Origin of the sequence: Bosea sp. (in: a-proteobacteria) (assembly GCF_023953965.1) — a bacterium.
GTDB lineage: Bacteria > Pseudomonadota > Alphaproteobacteria > Rhizobiales > Beijerinckiaceae > Allobosea.
In genome coordinates this window covers 3,046,285-3,071,645 of sequence record NZ_JAMLIX010000001.1, presented here as the reverse complement: position 1 = coordinate 3,071,645, position 25,361 = coordinate 3,046,285, and the positions used below count along the sequence as shown (strand labels likewise).

The 25,361-nt window shown below is 67.8% G+C and carries 24 protein-coding genes; 13 read left to right on the top strand and 11 right to left on the bottom strand.

Annotation, left to right across the window (positions count from 1 at the left end; genetic code table 11):
• Positions 1-13 precede the first annotated feature (13 nt).
• The 3 genes from purB to M9917_RS14570 are packed head-to-tail and all read right to left on the bottom strand — an operon-like array spanning position 14 to position 3,036.
• Entirely contained in the window at positions 14-1,321 is a 1,308-nt protein-coding gene (purB, locus tag M9917_RS14580; protein WP_297254588.1) for an adenylosuccinate lyase, read from the bottom strand.
• 30 nt (positions 1,322-1,351) lie between these two features.
• Positions 1,352-2,035, bottom strand: a complete 684-nt coding sequence (gene rpe / locus M9917_RS14575) for a ribulose-phosphate 3-epimerase (protein ID WP_297254587.1) — start codon at positions 2,033-2,035, stop codon at positions 1,352-1,354.
• Positions 2,032-3,036: a bile acid:sodium symporter family protein gene (locus M9917_RS14570; protein ID WP_297254586.1), complete on the bottom strand. Its 1,005-nt coding sequence runs from the start codon at positions 3,034-3,036 to the stop codon at positions 2,032-2,034. The genes rpe and M9917_RS14570 overlap by 4 nt, the downstream gene beginning before the upstream one ends.
• A gap of 266 nt (positions 3,037-3,302) precedes the next feature.
• On the opposite strand from M9917_RS14570, the gene M9917_RS14565 reads away from it, so the two are divergent.
• From M9917_RS14565 to M9917_RS14555, 3 genes are all read left to right on the top strand, one after another.
• Complete coding sequence (locus M9917_RS14565; protein WP_297254585.1) at positions 3,303-4,550, top strand: NAD(P)/FAD-dependent oxidoreductase; 1,248 nt, start codon at positions 3,303-3,305, stop codon at positions 4,548-4,550.
• A gap of 79 nt (positions 4,551-4,629) precedes the next feature.
• Entirely contained in the window at positions 4,630-5,769 is a 1,140-nt protein-coding gene (locus tag M9917_RS14560) for a dipeptidase (protein ID WP_297254584.1), read from the top strand.
• Between the two features lie 7 nt (positions 5,770-5,776).
• The gene (locus M9917_RS14555) at positions 5,777-6,592 is read left to right on the top strand and encodes an RNA methyltransferase (protein ID WP_297254583.1); all 816 of its coding nucleotides are present in this window, start codon (positions 5,777-5,779) and stop codon (positions 6,590-6,592) included.
• A 70-nt stretch (positions 6,593-6,662) separates the two neighbouring features.
• Here M9917_RS14555 and M9917_RS14550 read toward each other — a convergent pair whose 3' ends face one another.
• Both M9917_RS14550 and M9917_RS14545 read right to left on the bottom strand, forming a co-directional pair.
• Positions 6,663-8,942 (bottom strand): TonB-dependent hemoglobin/transferrin/lactoferrin family receptor, encoded by a 2,280-nt coding sequence (locus M9917_RS14550; protein ID WP_297254582.1) that lies wholly within the window; start codon positions 8,940-8,942, stop codon positions 6,663-6,665.
• A 183-nt stretch (positions 8,943-9,125) separates the two neighbouring features.
• Positions 9,126-9,713, bottom strand: a complete 588-nt coding sequence (locus M9917_RS14545) for a hypothetical protein (protein WP_297254581.1) — start codon at positions 9,711-9,713, stop codon at positions 9,126-9,128.
• 60 nt (positions 9,714-9,773) lie between these two features.
• Here M9917_RS14545 and M9917_RS14540 point away from each other — a divergent pair, with 60 nt between their 5' ends.
• From M9917_RS14540 to rpsD, 5 genes are all read left to right on the top strand, one after another.
• A complete protein-coding gene (locus M9917_RS14540; RefSeq protein ID WP_297254580.1) occupies positions 9,774-11,021 on the top strand; it encodes a transglutaminase-like domain-containing protein in 1,248 nt (415 codons plus the stop codon).
• Positions 11,018-11,194: a hypothetical protein gene (locus M9917_RS14535; protein WP_297254579.1), complete on the top strand. Its 177-nt coding sequence runs from the start codon at positions 11,018-11,020 to the stop codon at positions 11,192-11,194. Before M9917_RS14540 ends, M9917_RS14535 begins: the two co-directional genes overlap by 4 nt.
• Positions 11,170-12,498, top strand: coding sequence for a flavin monoamine oxidase family protein (locus M9917_RS14530; RefSeq protein WP_297254578.1), 1,329 nt, complete (start codon positions 11,170-11,172; stop codon positions 12,496-12,498). Before M9917_RS14535 ends, M9917_RS14530 begins: the two co-directional genes overlap by 25 nt.
• 74 nt (positions 12,499-12,572) lie before the next feature.
• Complete coding sequence (gene murI / locus M9917_RS14525) at positions 12,573-13,439, top strand: glutamate racemase (RefSeq protein WP_297254577.1); 867 nt, start codon at positions 12,573-12,575, stop codon at positions 13,437-13,439.
• Positions 13,440-13,643: 204 nt separating this feature from the next.
• On the top strand, positions 13,644-14,261 hold the full coding sequence (rpsD, locus tag M9917_RS14520; RefSeq protein WP_297254576.1) for a 30S ribosomal protein S4: 618 nt from the start codon (positions 13,644-13,646) through the stop codon (positions 14,259-14,261).
• A 186-nt stretch (positions 14,262-14,447) separates the two neighbouring features.
• Here rpsD and M9917_RS14515 read toward each other — a convergent pair whose 3' ends face one another.
• The 3 genes from M9917_RS14515 to M9917_RS14505 all read right to left on the bottom strand — a co-directional run bounded on the left by M9917_RS14515 (position 14,448) and on the right by M9917_RS14505 (position 15,747).
• A complete protein-coding gene (locus tag M9917_RS14515; protein WP_297254575.1) occupies positions 14,448-14,729 on the bottom strand; it encodes a hypothetical protein in 282 nt (93 codons plus the stop codon).
• A 50-nt stretch (positions 14,730-14,779) separates the two neighbouring features.
• Positions 14,780-14,932 (bottom strand): hypothetical protein, encoded by a 153-nt coding sequence (locus M9917_RS14510; RefSeq protein ID WP_297254574.1) that lies wholly within the window; start codon positions 14,930-14,932, stop codon positions 14,780-14,782.
• 209 nt (positions 14,933-15,141) lie between these two features.
• Positions 15,142-15,747: a Spy/CpxP family protein refolding chaperone gene (locus tag M9917_RS14505; RefSeq protein WP_297254573.1), complete on the bottom strand. Its 606-nt coding sequence runs from the start codon at positions 15,745-15,747 to the stop codon at positions 15,142-15,144.
• Between the two features lie 156 nt (positions 15,748-15,903).
• Here M9917_RS14505 and M9917_RS14500 point away from each other — a divergent pair, with 156 nt between their 5' ends.
• The 3 genes from M9917_RS14500 to M9917_RS14490 all read left to right on the top strand — a co-directional run bounded on the left by M9917_RS14500 (position 15,904) and on the right by M9917_RS14490 (position 19,622).
• Positions 15,904-16,902, top strand: a complete 999-nt coding sequence (locus tag M9917_RS14500; RefSeq protein ID WP_297254572.1) for a P1 family peptidase — start codon at positions 15,904-15,906, stop codon at positions 16,900-16,902.
• A gap of 144 nt (positions 16,903-17,046) precedes the next feature.
• Positions 17,047-17,835, top strand: coding sequence for an ATP12 family chaperone protein (locus M9917_RS14495; RefSeq protein WP_297254571.1), 789 nt, complete (start codon positions 17,047-17,049; stop codon positions 17,833-17,835).
• Positions 17,836-18,092: 257 nt separating this feature from the next.
• Positions 18,093-19,622, top strand: a complete 1,530-nt coding sequence (locus tag M9917_RS14490; protein ID WP_297254570.1) for an acyl-CoA carboxylase subunit beta — start codon at positions 18,093-18,095, stop codon at positions 19,620-19,622.
• A 152-nt stretch (positions 19,623-19,774) separates the two neighbouring features.
• On the opposite strand, the gene M9917_RS14485 is transcribed toward M9917_RS14490, so the two are convergent.
• Genes M9917_RS14485 through M9917_RS14475 form a run of 3 tightly spaced genes read right to left on the bottom strand, consistent with a single transcriptional unit; the run spans position 19,775 to position 22,793 of the window.
• Positions 19,775-20,878: an ABC transporter permease gene (locus tag M9917_RS14485; protein WP_297254889.1), complete on the bottom strand. Its 1,104-nt coding sequence runs from the start codon at positions 20,876-20,878 to the stop codon at positions 19,775-19,777.
• A 32-nt stretch (positions 20,879-20,910) separates the two neighbouring features.
• Positions 20,911-21,837 carry an ABC transporter ATP-binding protein gene (locus tag M9917_RS14480; protein ID WP_297254569.1) on the bottom strand — a complete coding sequence of 309 codons (927 nt, stop codon included), beginning with the start codon at positions 21,835-21,837 and terminating at the stop codon, positions 20,911-20,913.
• Entirely contained in the window at positions 21,834-22,793 is a 960-nt protein-coding gene (locus M9917_RS14475) for an HlyD family secretion protein (RefSeq protein ID WP_297254568.1), read from the bottom strand. The genes M9917_RS14480 and M9917_RS14475 overlap by 4 nt, the downstream gene beginning before the upstream one ends.
• Before the next feature lie 146 nt (positions 22,794-22,939).
• Here M9917_RS14475 and M9917_RS14470 point away from each other — a divergent pair, with 146 nt between their 5' ends.
• Positions 22,940-24,313: an MBOAT family O-acyltransferase gene (locus M9917_RS14470; RefSeq protein ID WP_297254567.1), complete on the top strand. Its 1,374-nt coding sequence runs from the start codon at positions 22,940-22,942 to the stop codon at positions 24,311-24,313.
• The gene (locus tag M9917_RS14465; protein WP_297254566.1) at positions 24,288-25,295 is read left to right on the top strand and encodes a hypothetical protein; all 1,008 of its coding nucleotides are present in this window, start codon (positions 24,288-24,290) and stop codon (positions 25,293-25,295) included. Before M9917_RS14470 ends, M9917_RS14465 begins: the two co-directional genes overlap by 26 nt.
• The last annotated feature ends 66 nt before the right edge of the window (positions 25,296-25,361 follow it).

Genomic DNA, 25,361 nt, shown 5'->3' with positions numbered 1-25,361 from the left:
GAAGTCCAGCCCGTCAAGCCTCCCCGAAAACCCGCCGGAAGATCGTGTCGACATGCTTGAAGTGATAGCCCTCGTCGAACATCGCCTTGAGCTCGGAGGCCGGCAGCTTCTCGGCGACGTCCTTGTCGGCCATCAGATTGGTCAGGAAATCCTCGCCATGCTCCCAGGTGCGCATGGCATTGCGCTGGACCATGGCATAGGCGTCCTCGCGGCTGGCGCCGGCCTGCGTCAGCGCCAAGAGCACGCGCTGCGAATTGTGCAGGCCACCGAGCCGGTCGAGGTTCTTGCGCATGTTCTGCGGATAGACCAGGAGCTTGTCGACGACGCCGGTGAGCCGCGCCAGGGCGAAATCGAGCGTCACGGTGGCATCCGGCCCGATCATGCGCTCGACCGAGGAATGCGAGATGTCGCGCTCGTGCCAGAGCGCGACGTTCTCCAGCGCCGGCGTGACCATGCCGCGCACGAGGCGCGCGAGCCCGGTCAGGTTCTCGGTCAGCACCGGGTTGCGCTTGTGCGGCATCGCCGAGGAGCCCTTCTGGCCCGGCGAGAAATACTCCTCCGCCTCGTAGACCTCGGTGCGCTGGAGATGGCGGATCTCGATGGCCAGCCGCTCGATGCAGGAGGCGACGACGCCGAGCGTGGCGAAATACATGGCGTGCCGGTCGCGCGGGATCACCTGCGTCGAGACCGGCTCGACGGAAAGCCCCATCTTCTCAGCGACATAAGTCTCGACCGCGGGGTCGATATTGGCGAAGGTGCCGACCGCGCCCGAAATCGCGCAGGTCGCGATCTCGGCCTGCGCCGCGACCAGCCGGGCGCGGCAGCGCGCGAATTCGGCATAGGCCTGCGCGAGCTTCAGCCCGAAGGTGACGGGCTCGGCATGGATGCCGTGCGAGCGGCCGATGGTCGGGGTCAGCTTGTGCTCGAAGGCCCGGCGCTTGAGCGCCGCCAGCAGCGCGTCGACATCGGCGATCAGGATGTCGGTCGCGCGCTTGAGCTGCACCGAGAGCGTGGTGTCGAGGATGTCGGACGAGGTCATGCCCTGGTGGACGAAGCGCGCCTGCGGCCCGACGATCTCGGCCAGATGCGTCAGGAAGGCGATGACGTCGTGCTTGGTGACGCGCTCGATCTCGTCGATGCGCTCGACGTCGAAGACGGCGTCCTTCGCCTTGGCCCAGATCGTCGCGGCGGCCTCCTTCGGCACCACGCCGAGATCGGCGAGCTTGTCGGTGGCGTGCGCCTCGATCTCGAACCAGATGCGGAACCGCGTCTGCGGCTCCCAGATGGCGACCATTTCGGGGCGGGAATAGCGCGGGATCATCGCAAGCCTTTCACAGTCAACCGCAGTCGCTCAAACCCAGTCGCCGCGGGCGGTTTCCGCCGCCTTGCGGATCGCCGCGATATTGCCGGCATAGGCGGATGGCCCGCCCTTGAACACGGCCGAGCCCGCGACCAGCGTATCGGCACCGGCCTTCACGACCAGCGGCGCGGTCTGAGGCGTGACCCCGCCGTCGATCTCGAGCGCGATCGGGCGGTCTGCGATCAGCGCCCTGACCTGCGCGACCTTCTCGACCACGGAGCCGATGAAGCTCTGCCCGCCGAAACCGGGATTGACCGTCATCAGCAGGATAAGGTCGACATCCTGGATCAGCGCCTCGGCGGCGCCCGCCGGCGTGCCGGGGTTGAGCACGATGCCGGCCTGCTTGCCCTGCGCCTTGATCGCCTGGAGCGTGCGGTGCGGATGCGGGCCCGCCTCGACATGGAAGGAGATCAGGTCGGCGCCGGCCTTGGCGAAGGCTTCGATGTAAGGATCGACCGGCGCGATCATCAGATGCACGTCGAAGAACTTCCTGGTGTGCGGGCGGATCGCCTTCAGCACATCGGGGCCGAAGCTGATATTGGGCACGAAATGCCCGTCCATCACGTCGCAATGGATCCAGTCCGCCCCGGCTTCGTCGATGGCGCGGATCTCCTCGCCGAGCCTGGCGAAATCGGCGGAGAGGATGGAGGGGGCGATGCGGATCGGGCGGCTCATGGCGGGCGGTTTAGCCTCCCCGGGCGCCTGCCGCAATCCTGCCCGGCCTCCCGGCGGCGGATGCGGGCCGCGACGCCGCGCAACAGCCAGGGCAAGAGGTAGATCGGGAACTGCGCCAGCGCGAAGAACAGATAGGTCTTCGGCGAGACGCCGGCCCCCAGCGCCGCGACCAGGAGCCCCATGTTCCGCTGCCCGGTGCCGTAGCTGATCATGAAGCGCTCGGCCGCCGGCAGCCGCCACAGCACCATCAGGCCTGAGGCGAGCCCCGCCGCCGCGACGGCGAAGACTGAGGCGAGCACCGCCAGCACGAGCCCCGGATCGCCGAGCGCGGCCGCGGTGACGCCGTCCATCGCGGCAATGGCGAAGACGACATAGGTCAGCATGCCGAAACCGTCGAGATGGGCCTTCATCGCCTTGATCCGCGGAAAGCCGAGCCAGAGCCGGATCGCGGCGGCCACCGCCATTCCGCCGCCGATGAAGACGAGGAGCCTCAGCGTCAGCACCCAGCGATCGAGCGGCACGGCCGCGCCCGCGATGAGCTCGGCCAGCAGCGGGGCGGTGATCGGGCTTGCGATCGTCGCCACGACGACGCCGGCGATGATCAGCGACGGCTCGAAGCCGTAGAGGATCGCCACCGCCGGCGAGGACATGATCGGCGGCGCCGCCGCCATGATGGCGAGCCCGAGCACGATGCCCGGATCGAGATTGCCGCGCCCGACGAGAGACAGCGCAACCCCGATCAGCAGCACCGGCCCGGCGAGGAGCCACAGCACGCTCGCGGCCAGCTTCGCCGGGCGCCGCAGCAATCTCAGCGTCACGCCGATGTCGAGGCGCATGAACACCACCGTGGTGAAGCAGAAGATCGTCACCGGCAGCGCCGGCCGCGCTGCCGCCGCAAGCTCGGGCAGCGCCAGGCCGAGGAAGATCGAAAGCGCGAAACCTTGCGTGCCGTAGCGGCCGAACCACGCGAGCGCGGCGGCAAGGAAGGCGGCTGGACGCATCGGCTCGAGGCTCTGGAATCGTTTGCGAAACAGCCGGCACACTGGCCCATGCCGGACACGGCGTCACCTGCAGGCGAGACGGCGCGGTTCGACTCCGGCATAAAATTGCGTGATTTTTCGACATCGGCCAGACATTGCAGGCAATGGCGCAAAATCAGCGCATAAACAGCGAAAGATCAGGCCATTCGGCGCAAAATCCGCTCATGCCGCTGACAAGCCGGCGCAAACCGCTATTTTCGCAGAAAAGCGGTTGGAAGGAAGAAGCCATGAAGGTGGACACGATCGTTCTCGGCGCCGGCATCGTCGGCATCTCGGTCGCGCTTCACCTGCAGAAGGCCGGGCGCTCCACCCTCCTCGTCGACCGGCGCGGAGCGGGCGAGGAGACGAGCTACGGCAACGCCGGGCTGATCCAGCGCGAGGGCGTCTACCCTTACGGCTTCCCGCATGATTTCGGCGCGCTCATCCGCTACGCGATGAACAACACCATCGACGCCCATTACCACTGGAGCGCGATCCCGAAGCTCGCCCCTTTCCTGTTCTCCTACTGGATGCATTCGCGCGCCTCGCAGCACGAGGCGATCGCCCGCCAATACGCGACGCTGATCGAACATTGCGTCACCGAGCACGACGCGCTCGCCACGGAGGCCGGCGCGACCGGCCTCCTGCGCCGCGAAGGCTGGATGAAGGTGTTCCGCACGCAGAGGGAGCGCGACACCCGCCTCGCCGAGGCCGCGCGCTGGAACCGCGATTTCTGCCTGAACTACCGCGCGCTCGACATCGCCGCGCTCAAGGCCGCGGAGCCGCATCTCGACCATGGCAGCCTGATCGGCGCCCTGCACTGGACCGACCCGACCACCGTCGTCGACCCGCTCGGCCTGTCGAAGGCCTATGTCGCGCTGTTCGAGACGCTCGGCGGCAAGCTCGCCCTCGGCGATGCCGGCACGCTGGCGCAGGAGGGGGCCGAATGGAGCCTCACCCTCGCCGATGGCACGAAGGCGCAGGCGAAGGACGTCGTCGTCGCGCTCGGCCCCTGGGCCGACGTCCTGACCGGCAAACTCGGCTACCGGCTGCCGCTCGCGGTCAAGCGCGGCTACCACATGCATTACAAGCCGCAGGGCAATGCGGTGCTCAACCACCCGGTGCTCGACACCGAGCGCGGCTATTTCCTCGCCCCGATGCTGCAGGGCGTGCGCCTGACCACCGGCGCCGAATTCGCCGACCGCGACGCGCCCAAGACCCCGGTTCAGCTCGCCCGCGCCGAGCCGATCGCCAGGGCGCTGTTCCCGCTCGGCGAGCGCCTCGATGCCGAGCCCTGGCTCGGCCGGCGCCCCTGCACCCCGGACATGATGCCGATCATCGGCCCGGCACCGAAGCACAAGGGCCTGTGGTTCTCCTTCGGCCACGCCCATCACGGGCTGACGCTCGCCGCCGTCACCGGCCGGATGATCGCGGAGATGGTGACGGGCCGGCCGGTCTTCGTCGATCCGGCGCCGTTCGCGCCGTCGCGGTTCTGACGGCCCTGCGCGAGGCCCTCTCGCCGGGCGCGGGCGGGCCTGCCACCATGGCCTCCCGATTCCCGACCGAGACCCCGCCATGGCCCTCGCCGCACCGCCCCTTCAGGACAACGCCCATGCCGCCGCGCTGGCTCTGCTCGAACGCGTGCCGCTGATCGACGGCCATAACGACCTGCCCTACGTCATCCGCACGGACGCCCGCGCGAAGGGGGACGTCGCGGCTTACGGCCTCGACCGGCTCCATCCCGAGGGCGACACCGACATTCCCCGCATGCGGGCGGGCAGGCTCGCGGCGCAGTTCCTCGCGGCCTATGTCCCGCCCAAGCGGGCGCGGCCCGCCGGCTTCGCGCTCGCCCAGATCGCGCTGATGCGCGCTATCCTCGAGCGCCACGCCGACGTCTTCCGGCCGGGCCTCTCGGCCGCCGATGTCGAGGCGGCCCGGGCCGAGGGGCGCATCGCCCTCTTCATGACGATCGAGAACGGAACCGCGCTCGACGGCGAGCTCGACGCCCTCGACGCCTATCACGCGCTGGGCGTGCGGCTGATGACGCTGTGCCACAACGACACCACCGACTGGTGCGATTCCGCCACCGATGCAGCCCGCCATGGCGGCCTCTCCGGCTTCGGCAAGGATGTCGTCGCCCGCATGAACCGGCTCGGCATGGTGGTCGACCTCGCCCATGTCTCGCACAAGGTGATGCACGATGCGCTCGACGTGACGCGCGCGCCCCTCGTCTGGTCGCATTCCAACGCCTTCTCGCTCTGCGACCACCCGCGCAACGTGCCCGACGACGTGCTCGACCGCGTCGCCGGCAATGGCGGCGTCGTCATGGCGACCTTCGTGCCGGATTTCATCAGCCAGGCCTCGCGCGACTGGCACCGCCCGGCCAAGGACCGCTACGGAAAGACGCCCGAGGGCATCGACTACGCGAAGGCCGAGGCCGAGATCGAGCGCAAGGCCGGCCCGCGCCCCAGGGCGACGCTTCCCCAATATTGCGACCATGTCGACTATCTGGCGCAGCGCATCGGCCACGACCATATCGGCATCGGCTCGGATTTCTTCGGCTGGGTCAATCCGGACGGGCTCGAGGACACCTCGACCTTCCCCGCCGTGATCGCCGAGCTGATCCGCCGCGGCTGGTCGGAAGCAAACCTCGCCAAGCTCGCCGGCGGCAACACGCTGCGCGTGCTGCGTGCGGTGGAGCGGGCGGCGGGCTGAACGCTCCATGACCGGTTCCGGCACAGACCGCACCCGCCCGGCCGTCGAGGGCCCGGCTCCCGTCGTCATCCTGATCGAGCCGCAGCTCGCCGAGAATATCGGCATGTGCGCTCGCGCCATGGCGAATTTCGGCCTCTCCGAGATGCGCCTCGTCGCCCCGCGCGACGGCTGGCCGAGCGGCGGCGGCCTGAAGAAGGGCGCCACCGCGGCGGCCTCCGGCGCGACCCATATCCTCGCCAACGCCCGCCTCTTCGCCAGCGCGGCCGAGGCGATCGCCGACCTGAACCACGTGCTCGCCACCACCGCCCGCGAGCGCGGCCAGATGAAGCGCGTCATGACCCCGGCCGAGGCGATGCCGGGGCTGGCGGAGCGCATCGGCGGCGGCGAGCGCGTCGGCATCCTGTTCGGGCGCGAGCGCATCGGCCTCACCAACGAGGAGATCAGCCTCGCCGACGCCATCCTGACCTTTCCGGTCAACCCGGCCTTCGCCTCGCTGAACCTCGCCCAGGCGGTGCTGCTCGCCGGCTATGAATGGTTCAGCACGACGGGCGGGCAGCCGCCCTTCCGCGAGACAACCCTCTCCCCGCCCGCCAGGCGCGAGACGATCCTGTCGATGTTCACCTATCTCGAAGCCGAGCTCGACATCTGCGGCTTCTTCCCGCCCGGCAAGAAGCCGGTCATGACCGCCAATCTGCGCGACATCCTGCACCGCCTCGCCATGACCGAGCAGGAGGCGCGCACGCTGCGCGGCGTCTTCAAGTCACTGGTCGAGGGACCGAAGAAGGCGCGTCTCGCGGCGCGGCGGGAAGAGGCCGGGGACTGACGCCCAGCCAGCAAAAAAGCCGGCCCCGAAGGGCCGGCCCGTCTGGTCGGGGGGTCTCGAAACGTCCCGCTCAGAACTGGTACTTCAGCGTTGCCTTCACGGTGCGGCCGGGCTCCGTGTAATAGTCGCGCGCCTGCGCCAGCACGCCCGTCGGCACCGTGACCGCATCCCAGTATTTCCGGTCGAAGATATTGTAGACGCCGATCTGCAATTCGAGGTCCGCGATCTGCGGCATCGGCCGCCACCAGGCCATGGCGTTGAAGATCGCGTAGCCGGGCGCCTGGAAGCCCTGCGTCGTGCCGAGTGCGGCGGAGGTGGTCGTGGCGACGCCCTTGCGTGCGCCGGCGAGCTTGGTGGAAACCTCGCCGCCCCAGTTCTCGTTGCCATAGGCGATGGCGAAGATGCCCTGCACCGGCGGGATCGAGTTGAGACCGATTCCGTTGATCCTGTTCTTGCCGTCGACATAGGCGAAGGAGCCGCGCACCAGCCAGTTCGGCGCGAAGGCGTACTGCATATTGGCCTCGACGCCGGAAATCTCGGCGCGCGCCACGTTCTGCGGGCCCTGGATACCGCCCTGCGGATAGAGCCCGCCCGGAGGCGCGATCTGCACCGTCTCGATGAAGTTGCGGTAATTGGTGTGGAAATAGGTCACCGAGCCGCCGAAGGCCTTGTCGCCGAAGCGGAAGCCGACATCGATGCCGTTGCTGGTTTCCGGCCGCAGATCGGGATTGCTGGAGCGCAAATAGGTGCCGACCGCGCCGAAAGTCGCATAGAGCTCACTGGCGGTCGGAGCGCGGAAGCCCTTCGACCACTGCGCGAACAGCGTGACGTCCTTCAGAACGGGCGCGTTCTTGATGATGTCGTATTCCAGCCGGACGCGCGGCGACCAGGCATCGCCGCTGGACGAGGCCGGCATCCCCGCGAAGGACGAGCTCGCCAGATAGGCCGCCGTCGCCTTCGGCTTCTCCTCATACCAGTCGAAGCGGGCGCCCGGCGTCAGCCGCAGCGTGTCGTTGAAGAAGCCGAACTGGTGATGCGCGTAGAACGCCGCCATCTTGCCCTCGACGTGCGGCGTGTCGGACTGGTTGGTGTGCAGGTTGTTGCAGGCCGTGAAAGCGCCCGTATAGGGACGCCGGCAGCTATCGAGCCCGGCCGAGTACTGGTCGAGTTCCGACGAGCGCAGCTCCGTGCCGAGCGTCAGCTTGTGCGAGACAGGACCGGTGATGAAGCTCTTGATCAGGTGGCCGTTGAAGCCGAAGGCCTTCTCCTCGACCTCGTTGTTGCGGGCATAGGGCCCGATCACGCTGGTGAAGCGATAGGCGTTGAGGATCGAGTTGCGCGTCACGCCCTGCCAGTAGAGGCTGGCATGGGCCTCGTCGAGGAAGCCGCCGGGCTGCTTGTAGTCATAGTTCAGCGAGATGCGCCTGCGCTCGACCTCTTCTTCCGTCTGGTGCGCGCCGGGGCGGTAGTTGCCGTTGAGCGAGACGGCGTTGGTGCGCGTCTGGAACTTGTCTTCGCGCTTGAAGATCTCGCCGGTCAGCCCGAAGCGATGCACCTCGTTCACATATTGATGCAGCTTGGCGAGGAAGCTGTACTGGGTGAAATCGGCAGGGTTCGGCACGGTGCGGGCCGCCCCGATCGTCGGATCGGTGCCACGGCTGTCGGTCTCGTTGCCTTTCCGGAAGCCGCCCTGCAACAGCACCCAGGTATCGTGGAAGCGGCCGGCCACGGCGCCGCTGCCGAACACGGCCTTGTCGGTCGAGTCGTAACCGGTCTTGGCGAGCGCGCCGAAGCTCTTGCCCGCGCGGATCAGGTCCTCCGGGTCGAGGGTGCGCACCGCCAGCGCGCCGCCGAGCGCGCCCGAGCCGAGCGTGGCGCCGCCGCTGCCGCCGCGCAGCAGGTCGAGCGTCGAGAGCGAGTCGAAATCGAAGGCCGTGCCGATGCTGCGGTCGATCCGGTTGTCCAGGATGAAGGGCTGGCGGATCCCGTCGACCGTGGTCAGCACGCGCGCGCCGTCGAGGCCGCGGATGTTCACCGAGCCGTTCACCCGGTTGAAGCTGATGCCGGCCTCGACCCGGCGCGACAGATCCGCGACGCTCTGGATCTGCTGGCGGCTGAGCTCCTCGCGCGTCATCCGCGTCGTCGTCGGCCCGTTGAGCAGCGCGCCGCCGGGCACGCCCTCACCCTGCACAGTGATCTGGTCGAGCTGGACCTGCGCCTCGGCGGCGGGGGCCGGAGCCGGCGTCGTCCGCCGCCTCTGTTGCTGCGCATCCGCAGGAGAAGCCAGAAGCGCCAGCGCCAAGCTGCCGAGTGCCACGCCGCCGCGAAGCCGGCCGGAAAAAGTCTCCATAGCCCGAGTCCCGTCCTTGCCGCCCGGATCAGGACCGGTGCGGTCTTTTAAAATGAGTAAAAAGAAAGCCTTATACATTTCTGCAAGGCAATTCGCTCGATATTGATCGCAATGACGCATGTCAATTTCAAATATTACCTGACGAAAACAATAGATTTCTTCTAAATAAGGACTATGCAGCCTTCAGCCATGAAAGCCGACCGGCATGACCCGCCCGGCATCTTCAAAGGGACCGCCGTTGCATAGCCGATAGGCAATTTGCACAGATCGAGCCGTGGCCACGAGACTGGCCCGGCGATCGATGATCGCCCGGAAATCCCTGTATCGCTGACAGTCCGAAGCCAGACGGCTGCAAGAACGCATGCGCCAGCCCCTTTCAGGCTCCGGCACACCATACGGAGCATCATTCTGGCGAGCTCCGCTGCCGTAACAAAAGCCTCGCCGATGGCGAGCGGACCATCCCGGTTGTCTTGAGTTGGCCGCACATTCTTTGTATTCGGATAATTCGAATCTGGCGGAGAACTCGTTTTGTACAAATGGCTGCACAATCTGGTTTTGACGCTGCTCGCCGTTGGCCTTTCTGCCGTGACTTTTCAGCTTTTCCAGTTTTCTCGGACCGAAAAGCAGCGCCACAGACAGAATGTTGCGGCAATCATGTCGATCAACGATAAGCTCGATAAAATCGAAGCCACAATACCAGCAAACAAGAATGCAGCCGGAATCGTCGAGAAAATAGGCCTGGTTGATAATTTTCTGATCAAATTCCCACAATTTACCAGATCGGAGGCATTATCTCTAACAAATGAAGAACTATCCATTGACGAAATTAGCATGGAAGCGTCCGAAATAAAATTTTCGGATAAATCTACTAAAGATAAACCTCAATACTCAAATAGAAACTACGAAGCAACGTATCAATATTACAAGAATAAAAACTCGCTTCCCGTCGATCTGAGAATAGACCCGTCTGTCGCGCCACCGGTCATTTCCGTCGAAGACACGGGAAAGGCTCGTCCAGTGCTGTCTGTTCCAAAGGCGTTCGACGCCCTTGGACGCGAGGCGAACTATTACTTCGAAGTCGATACCGACCCGTCGTTCTCGTCATCGAATTTGTGGCGCTTTCCCGCATTGCAGCAGACCGAGTTCCCTGACGACCCCACTTCGATTGCGGGCCTCAAATTCGACGTCTTCAGCACCACGCAACGCGGGGTCGACGGGAAGCAGAACCGCTATCGATTTCCGTTTCGGGTGACCGCTATGCGGCTTCCCGCCTGGGACAAGCTCGATTTCAACGAGATGCAGAAGCACGCGCGCGCATTGGCGTTCAACTTGCCGGCCGAGCGGCTGGTCAAGGAATTCTATCGTTACGTTCGGCAGAATTATCCGTGGAGCAGTGACACCGTCGAGCGATCTCCGCTGGATACCTTTGTCAGCGGTCTCGGCGAATGCGGCCACGTCAACGATCTGATGGGCGCCCTTCTGGAGATGAATGGGATCAGATATCGCGGCGTGGCCGGCTTCAGCCCCTCGGCGCGGGTCGTCTATCCCGGCGGCGGCCACTCGGCGATCGAGGTGATGAACCCCGAGACTTCCGAATGGTCATATGTCGATCCCTATCTCGATGTCCTGCTGATGGACGTATCAGCAGAGGAGATTGCTCGAAACAAGGAGTTTGAGAGGTTTTTCGTCTACGGGATCGAGAGCCGCTTTCGCGGCTTTGGTACAAGCGTAACGCTGAACCGGCTGTTTAAATATCGAATTTACTACGATAAATTGAAGCGGCAGCCAACCATCACGATGTCAAGGCTTTTCGGTGAAGAATATCGCTATGGAATGACCTGGCCCCTCAACATAGCTCCGAAATTCAGTGCTGAAGACCTGTTTGAGGAGAAAAAGACAATCTACGTGAGGGCCCGCTACATATTTTCTGGCTCGCAGCAGATCCAGTACAACCCTGAAAAGCGGGAGCCCATCGAAGGAAGCGTCATCGCGACTGAATGGGCCACCACATCCTTTGAGGTCGAGCCCCGGCGCCTGGTCGAGCGGAATGTGATCGTGAAATCCAGCGCGCAGCCATGACGGCGCGCCAGGATCCGGCGCAGGACCTGAAAGGCTCGGGCGTCGGGAACCGGCTCGAAATCCTCGCTCCCGAGGTCGTGATCGCCCTGAGGTCCGCAACCGGCTGCCGCGCCATTGCAAAGCCCGCGGCGGCGCGCATTCTCCTGTCATGGGACCACGCCGTTCAGGACTGAATCGCCGCGCGCTGCTGGCCGGTGGCGCCGCCGCGCCGTTCGCCATCGCCGGCCGGCCAGCAGCGGCGGCCGATGTCGATGCCGTGGTGATCGGCGCCGGCGCCGCCGGCATCGCCGCCGCCCATGCCCTGCGCGCGGCCGGGCGGCGGGCGATCGTGCTCGAGGCCCGCGGCCGCGTCGGCGGCCGTGCCTTCACCGACACCTCGCTCGGGCCAGCCTTCGATGCGGGCGCGAGCTTCATCCACTGGGCCGAGCGCAACCCCTGGGTCGCGATCGCCCGCGAGGTCGGCATCGCCACCACCGCGGAATCGCGGGGCGGCGGCTTCCAGCTCTTCGCCGATGGCCGGCCTATGGCGGAACCGGATCGCCGGCGCCGCCGCGACGCGTTCCGCCGGATCGAGCGCCGGCTGGAAGCGGCGGACCTCGATGCCCGCGACCTTTCGATCGCCGAACTCATCGGCGATCTCGGGCCCGAGCTTGCCCCCGTCGCGGCCTCCGGCCTGCTGCTTTCGATCGGCGAGGAAGCGGGCCGCATTTCCGCGCGCGACTATCGGCGCCTCTGGTCGGGCGACGACCTCGTCGTCCCCTCGGGCTACGGCGATCTCGTCGCGCGCTCGGCCGCGGGCCTCGACATCCGCTTGGCCGAACCGGTCGAGGCGATCCGCTGGGACGGGCCGGGCGTCGCCGTCACCACGCCTTCCGGAACGCTGCGGGCCGGCGCCTGCATCGTCACGGTGCCGGTCGGCGTGCTGAAGGCCGGCACGATCCGCTTCGTCCCGGAACTGCCGGCGGCGACGCGCGATGCGCTCTCCGGCCTGCATATGGGCGCGCTGACCAAGATCGCGCTGAAGCTCGAGGGCGACCGCTTCGGCATCGCCCCGGGCACCAGCCTGCTCGAGGCGGCCGCGCCGGAGCGCCTGCTCAACCTCCTGATGTTTCCCGGCGGCAAGGACCTCGTCATCGGCTTCTGCGGCGGCGATTACGCCCGCGGACTCTGCGAGGCGGGGGCGGCCGAGGCACGCGCCCATCTCGTCGACCTCCTGGCGAGCATGGTCGGCTCCGAGATCCGCAAGGCCGTGAAGCAGGTCTCCTTCCCGGCCTGGTGGACCGACCCTCACGCCCGCGGCGCCTATTCGGTCTGCGATCCCGGACACGAGACGGCGCGCGACGCGCTCGCCCGGCCGATCGGCGGGCGGCTCTTCATCGCCGGCGAGGCGACGGCGGGCGGCGGCGCCATGACGGTCGGCGGCGCCACCCTCGCCGGCCGGGCCGCGGCGGCGGCACTGCTGGCGCGGAAAGCCTGACGGCGCGCCGCATCGTTGACCCTCCCTTAACCGGTCTCTGGCGAAATCGGGCTTTGACGTCCCGCGGCTCCCCCATGCAAGTCGATCTCCTCGCCGGTACGGGCCACCGCCCTTTCGCCTGTCCCCGGCCCCGGCCCGCCATCCTCGTCTTCGATTCCGGCCTTGGCGGCTTGTCCGTGCTGTCGCGCACCACCGCGGCCTGCGCCGGCGCCGACATCGTCTATGCCGCCGACGATGCCGGCTTTCCCTATGGCCGGCTGAGCGAGGACGCGCTCGTCGCCCGCGTGCTCGCCGTGATGGAGCGCCTGGTCGCGCGCTTCCATCCCGATCTCGTGGTGATCGCCTGCAACACCGCCTCGACCCTGGTGCTGCCGGCGCTCAGGGCACGCTTCGCCATTCCCTTCGTCGGCACCGTGCCCGCGATCAAGCCGGCCGCCGCCGCGACGCTGAGCGGCATGATCTCCGTCCTCGCCACGCCCGGCACCGTGGCGCGTGACTACACCCGCGAGCTGATCGAGGCCTATGCCGGCCATTGCGAGGTCGCGCTCGTCGGCTCGACGCGGCTCGCCGGCCTCGCCGAGCAGGCGCTCAGGGGCGAGCCGGTCGACGACGCCGCGCTGATGGCCGAGATCGCGCCCTGCTTCATCGAGGCCGCCGGCCGGCGCACCGATGTCGTCACCCTCTCCTGCACGCATTATCCGCTGCTGCTCGAGCGGATGCGGCGTCTCGCCCCCTGGCCGGTCGCCTGGCTCGATCCCGCGCCCGCGATCGCACGGCGTGTCGCGCAGCTTCTCGGCACGGCCGATCCGGCGCCGGCGCCCTGCCCCGAGGCCGTCGCGGTCTTCACCTCCGGCGCCGGCCTGAGCGGACCTCTGCGCATCGCGCTCGCTGCTTACGGCCTCGCGCGGATCGCGATCGAGCCGATGCCTCTTACAAACTGAGCCGCTGGCGAACTGAGCCGCGCGACGTTTGACAAATCGGCCGGCGCGTGGTTGTAGAGCGCCGTTGCGCGGCTCCTTTCGGGGCCGCGCGGCTTTTCCGCACCCGCGATCCGCTTTCCTTCGGAAGCCGGATCTGTCGCCCCGGCCAATGCAGGGGAGCAGGAGGGCGCGGTCCTCAACTCGCGAACCTAGAGGACACGCGACATGTCGAAGCGCCACGAGGCGAAATACAAGATCGACCGCCGGCTCGGCCAGAACATCTGGGGCCGTCCGAAGTCTCCGGTCAACCGCCGCGAATACGGCCCCGGCCAGCACGGCCAGCGCCGCAAGGGCAAGCCCTCCGATTTCGGCACGCAGCTGCGCGCCAAGCAGAAGCTGAAGGGCTATTACGGCTCGATCTCCGAGAAGCAGTTCCGCCGCTACTACGCCGAGGCGATCCGCCTCAAGGGCGATTCCGGCGAGAACCTGATCGGCCTGCTCGAGCGCCGCCTCGACGCGGTGATCTACCGCGCCAAGTTCGTGCCGACGGTCTTCGCCGCCCGCCAGTTCGTCAACCACGGCCACGTCACCGTGAACGGCAAGCGCGTCAACATCGCCTCCTATCAGGTGAAGCCGGGCGACGTGATCGCGGTGAAGGAGAGCTCGCGCCAGCTCGCCATCGTCATCGAGTCGGCCACGCTCGCCGAGCGTGACGTGCCGGACTACATCGACGCCGACCACGGCAAGTCGACCGCCACCTTCACCCGCACGCCGACCCTGTCGGACGTGCCCTATGCGGTGCAGATGGAGCCGAACCTGGTCATCGAGTTCTATTCGCGCTGATCGGCGGCGGAGCCTCCGCCTTCCGGCGGGGACGGACTTTCGGGGGATGGCCTGCGGGCCGTCCCCTTTTTTCATGGCGACGAGCCGGAGAACCACATGCGGATTCCGAACACGGCCCTCGCGACACTGGCTACGGCCGCGATCCTCGTCACCGCCATAATGGGATTGAGCGTGGCGGCGGCCTCGTCAGCCTCGGCCGAAGTCCGCTTCGGACGCAATGTCCGCGTCGGCGGGCATGATTTCTCGCACCAGCGCTTCGACCGGAAGCGGCGTGCCGAGATTCATCTCTACGCTCGCACTCCGGCCCGCCCCGGCTGCGCCTGGCGCCCGGACGGCCGCGACGGACGGTTGAAGACCTGTCACCTGCGCCGGATCAGATAGGCATTGTCCTGCGGCTGGAGCGCCGGATACGAAAAGTTGAATCCACTTTTCGGAAAAATCCGACGCTCCGGTAATGGGATAGATCATCGTTACCGCGTCCGGCAGAACGCGCGATGATCTAAGCGGTGGGAGGGGCGTCAGAGATGCGAGCCGACCTCGTCGCGGAAGTAATAGCAGCCGAGGCCCAGGCAGCCGATCAGGATCGAAAGAGCATAAGGCCCAAACAGGCACGCGATGAAGACCGAGCCGATAAAGGCGCGCATCGCCCAAGCTGACCATGTCTGCTTCATGGCTAACCTCTCGCATCGAAATGACTGACAAAGCGTAAACGCAGAGCCATGAATTCAACCTGAACGGATATGGTAAATCACGAAATTCCTTTTGAATTCCGTGTGTTAGGAAATTTGGCGAAAGCGGGGCGCTCACCCCCCAAACGCAAACGCGCCGCGCCGGGCAAGCGCCGGCGCGGCGAGGTCTCACGCAATTGCGATGAGGGCGATCAGTCGCGCCGGTCGTCGCGGTCGCGCCCGCGGCGGCGCCCGTCGCGATCCCCGCGATCGCCGCGGTCGTCGTCACGCCAGCGGCGCATCTCGCGGAAGCGCTCGCGCCCTTCCGCCATCGCCTCGCGGACCGAACGGCGCAGCACCGTCTTCTGCTCGTCGCCGAGCGTCGCCCAGAGCGGGCGCACCGCATCGGCCAGTTCCTTGGAGCGCGCCGCGCGCTCGCCCTGGCTGTTGGCGGCGGCGTCGAGCCGCTCCATCAGATCGGCGTGGCGCAGCCCCTCGCGCCGCTCGCGCATCGCGTTCCCGCGCTCGCCGCGTTCGGCGCTGCGCTGCTTGATCAGCCCCTCGACCTTGTCGAACAGGGCGGTCTGCTCCGGCTTGAGCTTGAGATCGGCGCGCACCTTCGAGAGGCGCTCCTCGAGCCGCGCCTTGGCGCGTTCGGCCCGGCGCTCGCGCCCTTCGTCGCGGCGCTCGGCCCGGCTTTCCGTCCGCTCCTGCTTCTGGTCCCCGCCGGCGGAGGGAACCGGCTGCGGCTGCGCCAGGGCGAAGCTGCCCGCGAGCATCGCGATCGACGATGCGGCAATGAGAGCGATGGGTTTCACGGGCAATCTCCCTTGGAACAGTCCGGTCGAAGCGTCACGCGACGATAGCCATGAACCTGGCGTCGCCGACCTGACCCGGCAATGGCCGCCGGATGAAAAGATCGTAATGTAACGGCAACACCGTCAGTACGATTCGGTTCGCCAGCGAGCATCATCATGCGCAATCTCATCACAGATGTCCGTGGCCTGCGCATCGGACATGCCGATGACGCAGCGGCGGCGACGGGCGTGACCGTCGCGGTGTTCGAACGCCCGACCATCGCCTCGGCGGCCGTGCTCGGCGGCGCGCCCGGCACCCGCGACACCGCGCTCCTCCTGCCGGAGATGACGGTCGAGCATATCGATGCACTGGTCTTGTCGGGCGGCTCGGCCTGGGGGCTCGGCGCCGCCGACGGCGCGATGCGGTGGCTGGCGAAGGAAGGGCGCGGTTTCCCGGTCGGTCCGTTCCGCGTGCCGATCGTCCCCCAGGCGATCCTGTTCGACCTGATGAACGGCGGCGAGAAGCCCTGGGCCGCGGGCGAGGGCGAAACGCCCTATGCGAGGCTGGCGGCGCAGGCCGCCGAGGCCGCCTCGGCCGGCTTCGCGCTCGGAACCGCCGGCGCCGGCTACGGCGCCACCACCGCCACGCTGAAGGGCGGCATCGGCTCGGCGAGCGCGCGCGCCGCGACCGGGCAGATCGTCGGCGCGCTCGTCGCGGTCAATGCCGTCGGCAACGCCACGATCGGCGACGGCCCGCATTTCTGGGCGGCTCCCTACGAGCGCGAGGGCGAGTTCGGCGGCCGGGGCTGGCCGGCGGCGATCGGCCCCACCGACACGGCGCTGCGCTTCAAGGGCGGCACCGGCCAGAACACCACCATCGCGCTGGTGGCGACCGACGCCGTGCTGACCAAGGCGCAGGCGCGGCGCCTCGCGCTCGCGGCCCATGACGGCCTCGCGCGGGCCTTGCGCCCCGTGCACGCGCCGCTCGACGGCGACGTCGTCTTCGCTGCGGCGACGGGCTATAGCGGCGCTCCGTCCGACCCTTTCGCGATGACCGAACTCTGCGCCACCGCCGCCGATGTTCTGGCGCGTGCCGTGGCGCGCGGCGTCCATGCCGCAACCGCGCTGCCTTTCGCTGGCGCCCTCCCCGCCTGGCGGGACCGCTTCGGCGGCTGAGCCGTTTCCCCCGCCGGGTGCGAATGCGCTAGATCATCGCGCGTCCTGCCGGACGCGGTAACGATGATCTATCTCATTGTTGGAGCATCGGAACTTTCCGAAAAGCGGATTCCACTTTCGCATCCGATGCGCTATGGCGGGCCCATGTCCACCGACGATTTCCTCGCCCGTTTCGGCGCGTCCGGCACGAGCCGGCCCGACCCCGTCGCCGCCGCCCAGCAGGCGATGCGCACCTCCCTGCCCGCCCGCTTCTACAAGGAGGGCGGCGTCCTTACGCGCGACGGGCTGTTCCATGTCGCCCTCGACGGCCGCACCGCGCTGACGCCCGCCCGCAGGCCGCTCGCCGTCGCCACGCGTGCCGTCGCGGAAGCGCTGGCCGCGGAGTGGCAGGCGCAGGGCGAGCGCATCGATCCCGCCCGGATGCCGCTGACCCGCCTCGTCAACTCGGCGATCGACGGCGTCGCGGACCAGGAGGAGGCCGTGCGCGCCGAGATCGTCCGCTATGCCGGCTCCGACGCGCTCTGCTACCGGGCGGGCGAACCGGAAGCCCTGGTCGCGCGCCAGAACCAGATCTGGCAGCCGATCCTGAACGGCATCGAGGCGCTGGTCGGCGCCCGCTTCCTGCTGGCCGAGGGCGTCGTCTTCGCGCAGCAGCCGGAGGGGACGCTTGCGGCGATCGCCCGGCAGGTCGCGGCGATCCCGGCGCCGCTGGCGCTCGCCGGCGTGCACGCCGTCATGACGCTGACCGGCTCGGCCATCCTGGCGCTGGCGCTGGCGAAAGGGCAGATCGATGCCGACGCCGCCTGGGACGCCGCCCATCTCGACGAGGACTACCAGACCGGGATCTGGGGCAGCGACGAGGAGGCGGCCGAGCGCCGCGCGCTGCGTCGCCGCGAGTTCGACGCCGCCGTGCTGCTCCTAGCCAAAGGCTAGAGCATCGGATGCGAGAAGTGGAATCCACTTTTCGGAAAAATCCGATGCTCCAACAATGAGATAGATCATCGTTACCGCGTCCGATAGGACGCGCGATGATCCAGTCGCTCGAAAACCTCTGTCGTTCCGGGTTCTTCGCTGCGCGAAGCCCCGGAATGACAACCGTTCCGGCTTCAGCAAACGTCGCAATGGACTCATCTGCCCCCTCCGCTTAAGCCGGCTGAGGAGACGCGATTTCCGGCCCGGAGCCTGCCCCCATGAAGGACATCCTCGAACAGCTTGAAACCCGTCGCGAGGCCGCGCGCCAGGGTGGCGGGGAGCGGCGGATCGCGGCGCAGCACGGCAGAGGCAAGCTGACGGCGCGCGAGCGCATCGAGCTCCTGCTCGACCGGGGCTCCTTCGAGGAGTTCGACATGTTCGTGCAGCAGCGCTGCGTCGATTTCGGCATGGACTCAGCCGAGAAGATCCCCGGCGACGGCGTGGTCACCGGCTGGGGCACGGTCAACGGCCGCACCGTCTTCGTCTTCTCCAAGGACTTCACCGTCTTCGGCGGCTCGCTGTCGGAGACCCACGCCCAGAAGATCATCAAGATCCAGGACATGGCGCTGAAGATGCGCGCGCCCATCGTCGGCCTGTTCGATGCCGGCGGCGCCCGCATCCAGGAGGGCGTGGCGGCGCTCGGCGGCTATGGCGAGGTCTTCAAGCGCAACGTCGCGGCCTCCGGCGTCATCCCGCAGATCTCGGTGATCATGGGCCCCTGCGCCGGCGGCGACGTCTATTCCCCGGCGATGACCGACTTCATCTTCATGGTCCGCGACACGAGCTACATGTTCGTCACCGGCCCCGACGTGGTGAAGACCGTCACCAACGAGACCGTCACCGCCGAGGAACTCGGCGGCGCCAGGGTCCACACCTCCAAGTCCTCGGTCGCCGACGGCTCCTTCGAGAACGACGTCGAGGCGCTCTTGCAGGTGCGCCGCCTGATCGACTTCCTGCCGGCCAACAACACCGCGGGCGTGCCGGAATGGCCGTCCTTCGACGTGCCCGACCGCGTCGACATGAGCCTGGACACGCTCGTCCCCGACAATCCGAACAAGCCCTACGACATCAAGGAACTGATCCTGAAGACGGTCGACGAGGGCGATTTCTTCGAGATCCAGGAGGCTTACGCGAAGAACATCGTCACCGGCTTCGGGCGGATCGAGGGCCGCAGCGTCGGCGTCGTCGCCAACCAGCCGATGGTGCTGGCGGGCGTGCTCGATTCCGACGCCTCGCGCAAGGCCGCCCGCTTCGTGCGCTATTGCGACGCCTTCGAGATCCCGATCGTCACCTTCGTCGACGTGCCGGGCTTCCTGCCGGGCACGGCGCAGGAATATGGCGGGCTGATCAAGCACGGCGCCAAGCTGCTCTTCGCCTATTCGGAATGCACCGTGCCGCTGGTGACGATCATCACGCGCAAGGCCTTCGGCGGCGCCTATGACGTGATGGCCTCGAAGCATACCGGCGCCGACGTCAACTATGCCTGGCCCTCGGCGCAGATCGCGGTGATGGGCGCCAAGGGCGCCGTCGAGATCATCTTCCGCGGCATGGACGCGGAGGGCATCGCCGCCAAGACCAGGGAATACGAGGACCGCTTCATGTCGCCCTTCGTCGCGGCCGAGCGCGGCTATGTCGACGAGGTCATCATGCCGCACTCGACGCGGCGCCGCATCGCCCGGGCGCTCGCCATGCTGCGCACCAAGAATGTCGAGCGCCCCTGGCGAAAGCACGACAACATCCCGCTGTAAAACCCCTCGTCATTCCGGGGCTTCGCGTCAGCGAAGAACCCGGAACCCACGACTGGGTGAGACATCTCATGCCGGGTTGTAAGCCGCTCGCCCGGTCGTGGGTTCCGGGTTCGCGCCTGCGGCACGCCCCGGAATGACAAGGGGGTGGTTCCTCAATCCAGCGTGCTCCTGAACCGCATCAGCGCCAGCCCCGCATAGGCCGGCACGAACAGGCTGAGATAAAAGACCTCGTCGCCGATGTCGCGAAGTCCGGCGCCCTTCAACATGATCGCCCGGATGATGCGCAGGAAATGCGTCAGCGGGAACAGCTCTCCCAGCGCCTGCGCCCAGCCCGGCATGCCGGCGAAGGGGAACATGAAGCCCGACAGCATCAGCGAGGGCAGGAAGAAGAAGAAGGTGAGCTGCATCGCCTGGAGCTGCGTGCGCGCCATGGTCGAGATGGTGTAGCCGAGCAGCACCAGCGCCAGCACGAAGACGAGCACGCAGGCGAGCAGCAGCCAGAGCCCGCCGAGGAAGGGCACCGCGAACAGGAGCTTTGCCGCCCCCAGCACGATCGCGACCTGCACCGCGCCGACGACGAGATAGGGCAAGACCTTGCCGAGCATGATCTCGCCCGCCGTGATCGGCATGGCGAGCAGGTTCTCCATGGTGCCGCGCTCGATCTCGCGGGTCAGCGCCATCGCCGTCATCATCACCATGGTCATCTGCAGGATGACGCCGAGCAGGCCCGGCACGATGTTGTACTGGGTGACGCTCTCCGGGTTGTAGCGCCGGTGGATGACGAAGGAGAGGCCCTCGCCGCCGCCGGCCGGATCGGTCACGGGCTCAAGCCCCTGCGCCCGCTGCAGGGCGCGCCCCGCGATGGTGCCGAGCGCCGAGACCGCCCCGCTCGCCGCCGCCGGATCGGTCGCATCGGCCTCGACCAGGATGCGCGGCTCATCGCCACGCTCGACGCGGGCGCCGAAATCGCTGGGAATGGTGACGAGGAAGGAGATCTCGCCCCTGGCCATCAGGCTCTCGGCCTCGGCCGCGCTCTGCGGCCGCTCGGCGAAGCGGTAATAGTTCGAGACCTCCAGCGCCGAGACCACGGCGCGGGTGTAGTGGTCCTGCCCGAGCGCGAGCACCGCGGCGGGAAGGCCGCGCGGATCGTTGTTGATCGCATAGCCGAAGAGCAGGAGCTGGACGACCGGCACCACCAGCATCATCGCGAAGGTGATGCGGTCGCGCCGCATCTGCACGAATTCCTTGGCCAGCATCGCGCCGAGCCGGCTGAGCGAGAAAAGCCCGCTCACGCCGCCCGCTCCTGCGCCCCGGTCATGAACTTGATGAACACGTCCTCGAGGCTGGTCTCGCCAGGCTCGACCCTGATGCCGGCCTCGTGCCTGAGCGGTTCGAGCGCCGCCGCAAGCTTCTCCCGGTCGGTGCCGACGACATGCAGGCTCGCGCCGAAGGGAGCGACCTGCTCGACGCCCGGAGCGGCCGAGAGCGCGCGCATCTGCTCCGGCTTCAGCGCGCCATGGACGACGAAGGTGACGAGGCCGGAGCCGGCCACCACCTCCTCGACCGTGCCGGTCGCCAGCATGCGGCCATAGGCGATGTAGCCGATGCGGTGGCAGCGCTCGGCCTCGTCCATGTAATGGGTCGAGACCAGGACGGTGAGCCCCGCGCCGGCAAGCCGGTGGATCTCGTCCCAGAACTCGCGCCGCGCCTTGGGATCGACGCCGGCGGTCGGCTCGTCGAGCAGCAGGAGCCTCGGCTGATGCATGATGCAGGCGGCGAGCGCGAGCCGCTGCTTCCAGCCGCCGGAGAGCGTGCCGGCGAGCTGGTCCTTGCGCGAGGTCAGCCCGAGCCCGTCCAGCGTTTTCGCCACCGCCTCCCCGACCGGATCGAGCCCGTAGAGCCTGGCCACGAAGGTCAGGTTCTCGGCGATGGTCAAATCCTCGTAGAAGGAGAAGCGCTGCGTCATGTAGCCGACCTGGCGCTTGATCAGGGCGCTCTGCCGGCGGACGTCGAGGCCCAGCACCGTGCCCTCCCCGGCATCGGGCCTGAGCAGCCCGCAGATCAGCCGGATCGTCGTCGTCTTGCCCGAGCCGTTGGGGCCGAGGAAGCCGACGATCTCGCCCTCCGCCACGGCGAGATCGACATCGTCGACCACGGTGCGCTTCCCGAAGCGCTTGGTCAGGCCGCGCACGTCGATGGCGAGCGGGCCGCTCACCGCCGGGCTCTCAGCGTGACGTCGACGATCTGGCCGGGCTGGAGCGCCGATTGCGGCCCGCCATCGGGGCGCGCCTCGACCAGATAGACCAGCTTCTGGCGCGTCTGCGCCGAATAGATCACCGGCGGGGTGAATTCGGGCTCGGGCGAGACATAGGTCACGGTCGCGGTCAGCCCGGGCGCGCAGCCGTCGCAACGGACATCGAGCCGCAACCCCGTCGTGACGCCGGAAATCCACGTCTCCGGCACGTAGAGCATCAGCTTGACGGCGCCGTCCGGCAGCATCAGCAGGACCGGCGCGCTCGGCCCCGCGAGCTCGCCGACCCGGCGCAGCACGTCGCTGATCCGCCCGGCCGAAGGCGCGACGAGCCGGCGCTGCGTCAGCCGCCACTCAGCCTGCGCCAGCGCCGATTTCGCCTGCTCGACCCCATTCTCGCTCGCCTTGATCTCGTCGGGCCTTGCCGGCAGCCGCGCCACCGCGAGATTGGCGGCGATCTCGGCGACCCGCGCGCCGGCGACATCGCGCGCCGTCAGGGCCTGGTCGAGATCGGCCTGGGTCGAGACGCCGCGCCGGAACAGGTCCTGCCGGCGGTCGAGCGCCCGGTCCGCCTCGCGCTCCTGAGCCTTGGCGGAAGCCAGGCTCGCCTCGATCACCGCGATCTCTTCCGGCCGCTTGCCGCTTTTCAGGTTGTCGAGCTGCGCCTGCGCCTGCACCAGCCGCGCGCCCGCCTCCGCGACGGCGTTCTCCGCATCCGTGCGCTCGAGCTCGGCCACGAGCTCACCCGCCGCGACGCGGTCGCCCCGGCGCACCGCGATACGCTCGATCCGGGCGGTGTCGATCGGGCCGAGCCGGACATATTCGCCCTCGACATAGCCGGCGATCCGGATCGTATCGCCGCCACAGGAGGAGAAGCTCGCCGCGATCAGACCGAAGGAACAGAGGAACCCGAGGATCATGACCGTCCCTCCCGCGCAGCGGACCGGAGATAGAGCACCTGCCCGATCGATTCAATCGAGCCGCCGCCCGGGATCGGCCAGCCACGACATGACTCCCAACCCGGAATGGTCTAAGGCGGCAGCCAGCTTTTCCCTCGCCCCGCCCGATGCTGTTCAACTCCTTCGCCTTCCTGCTCGCCTTCCTGCCGCTGGCGCTTGCGCTCCACTGGCTGGCGGAGCGCTTCGCGCCGGCCTGGCGGCTGACGGTGCTGGTGGCGCTGTCCTTCGCCTTCTACGGCTATTGGGACTGGCGCTTCCTGCCGCTGCTGGCGCTCTCGATCGGCGTCAACTGGCTGATCGCCGAAGCGTTCCAGAAAACCAGGGCCGGCTCGCTCGTCACCCTCGCCATCGTCATGAACCTTTCCGTCCTGGCGGTGTTCAAGTACTTCAACTTCTTCGCCGATCTTGCTGGAATGATTCCGGGATTGCCGGCGCCGAAGCTCGACGTCGCACTGCCGCTCGGCATCTCCTTCTTCACCTTCCACCACATCATGTACCTGACGGATCTGCGGCGCGGGCAGGCGCCGCGCTATGATCTGATCCGCTACGCGCTCTACATCGCCTTCTTCCCGCAGGTGCTCGCCGGCCCGCTGGTGCGCTGGCGCGAGATCATGCACCAGCTCGACGAGCGGCCCTATCAGCGCCCCGACGCGGCCGAGCGGATCGCGCGCGGCCTGATGCTCCTGACCTGCGGCCTCGCCAAGAAGGTCATGATCGGCGATCCCTTGGCCGAATACGCCAACCCGGTCTTCGCCGCCGCCGCCGCCGGCAAGGTCGTCAGCGTGATGGAAGCCTGGCAGGGCACGCTCGCCTTCACCTTCCAGATCTATTTCGACTTCTCCGGCTACACCGACATGGCGCTGGGGCTCGCCCTGCTGTTCGGCATCGTGCTGCCGCAGAACTTCGAGGTGCCCTATCGCGCCCGCTCGATCCAGGATTTCTGGCGCCGCTGGCACATGACGCTGTCGCGCTTCCTGCGCGATTATCTCTACATCCCGCTCGGCGGCTCGCGCAGCGGCCTGCCGACGCAGGTGTGGGCGCTGTTCGCCACCATGGCGCTGGGCGGGCTCTGGCACGGCGCCGGCCTCACCTTCGTCGCCTGGGGCGTGGCGCATGGGCTGGCGCTGATCGCCGCCCTGTTCTGGCGCCGCGCCGGCTGGCCGATGCCGGCCCCGCTCGGCTGGCTTTTGACCTTCCTGTTCGTGACCCTGTGCTGGGTGCTGTTCCGGGCCCCGACCTTCGAGGCGGCGCTGACGCTCTACAAGGGCCTCCTCGGCCTCAGCCCTCTCGGCACCGGCTTCAAATGGCGCGCTCTGCTGCCGGCCGCCGCCTTCGCCATCATCGGCCCGACCGCCTGGAACCTCGTCCACAAGCTGCCGCCGGCGCGCTGGATCGCCGTGCTCGCCGGGCTCCTGTTCGTCATCATCCTGTTGAAGATCGGCGAAGACGCCAATTATGAGTTCATCTACTTCCAGTTCTGAGTGGGCGGGCTTCACCGGCGCTTTCCTGAGCGCGGCGGCGCTGATCGCGGCCGCCTTCCTTGCCGCTGCCTTCCTGCTCGACCCCTACGACACCGGCCGCTCGCCCCTGGCGCTCAAGGAGGGCGTGCGCCCGCAAGGGCCGCGCACGGCGCTGGCGAGCCGCGGCCGCGATCCGCGCTTCACGGCTGCGATCTTCGGCAATTCGCACATCCAGCTGATCTCGCCGGAGGAACTGCGGGCGAAGACCGGCATCCCCTTCGTATCGCTGATCGCGCCGGCCACCATGCCGCGCGAGACCTTCGCCACGATCGACTGGTTCCTGCGCCATCACCGCGCGACGCCGCCGAAGGCGATCGTGGTCGGCATCGACAATTACTGGTGCACCGCCGATCCGGCCCTGCCCAGCGAGAAGCCCTTCCCCTTCTGGCTCCTGAGCCGCAGCCTCGTCGATTATCTCGGCGGGCTGATGCGCTTCGACCTTATGGAGGAGCTGCCGCGCCGGGTCTCCTATCTCGCCTCGGGCAAGGCCGAGCGTGCCCGCCCCGACGGCTACTGGGACTACGAATCGGGCTACGACGTGCAGGGCTACGGCACCGATCCCGAAATCCGCGCCAAGCTGGAGAAGCCGCTCGAATCCGGCGGCGGCAACATCGACGGCCCCTTCCCGGCCGCGGCGGGGCTGGAGGCGCTGATGAGGACGGCGCCGGCCGAGACCGCGCTGATCCTGCTGCGCCCGCCGGTCTACGTCACCGCCCTGCCGAAGCCCGGCACGCCCGACGCCGCAGCCGACGCGGCCTGCCGCAAGGCTTTCGCCGATCTGGCGGCCAGGCGCCCGCGTAGCGCACTCGTCGACTGGCGGGTCGACCGGCCCGCGCTCAACGATTCCACCCTGTTCTTCGACCATAGTCACTACCGCCAGCCGATCGCCCGGCTGGTCGAGGCCGATATCGCCGAGGCGCTTCGCCGGCTGGATTTGCGCTGAAACAGCTGGATTCGCCGTGATTTCGGCTCCTGCCCCCGCGTTTTCACGAAGCCGTTGACGCCTTGC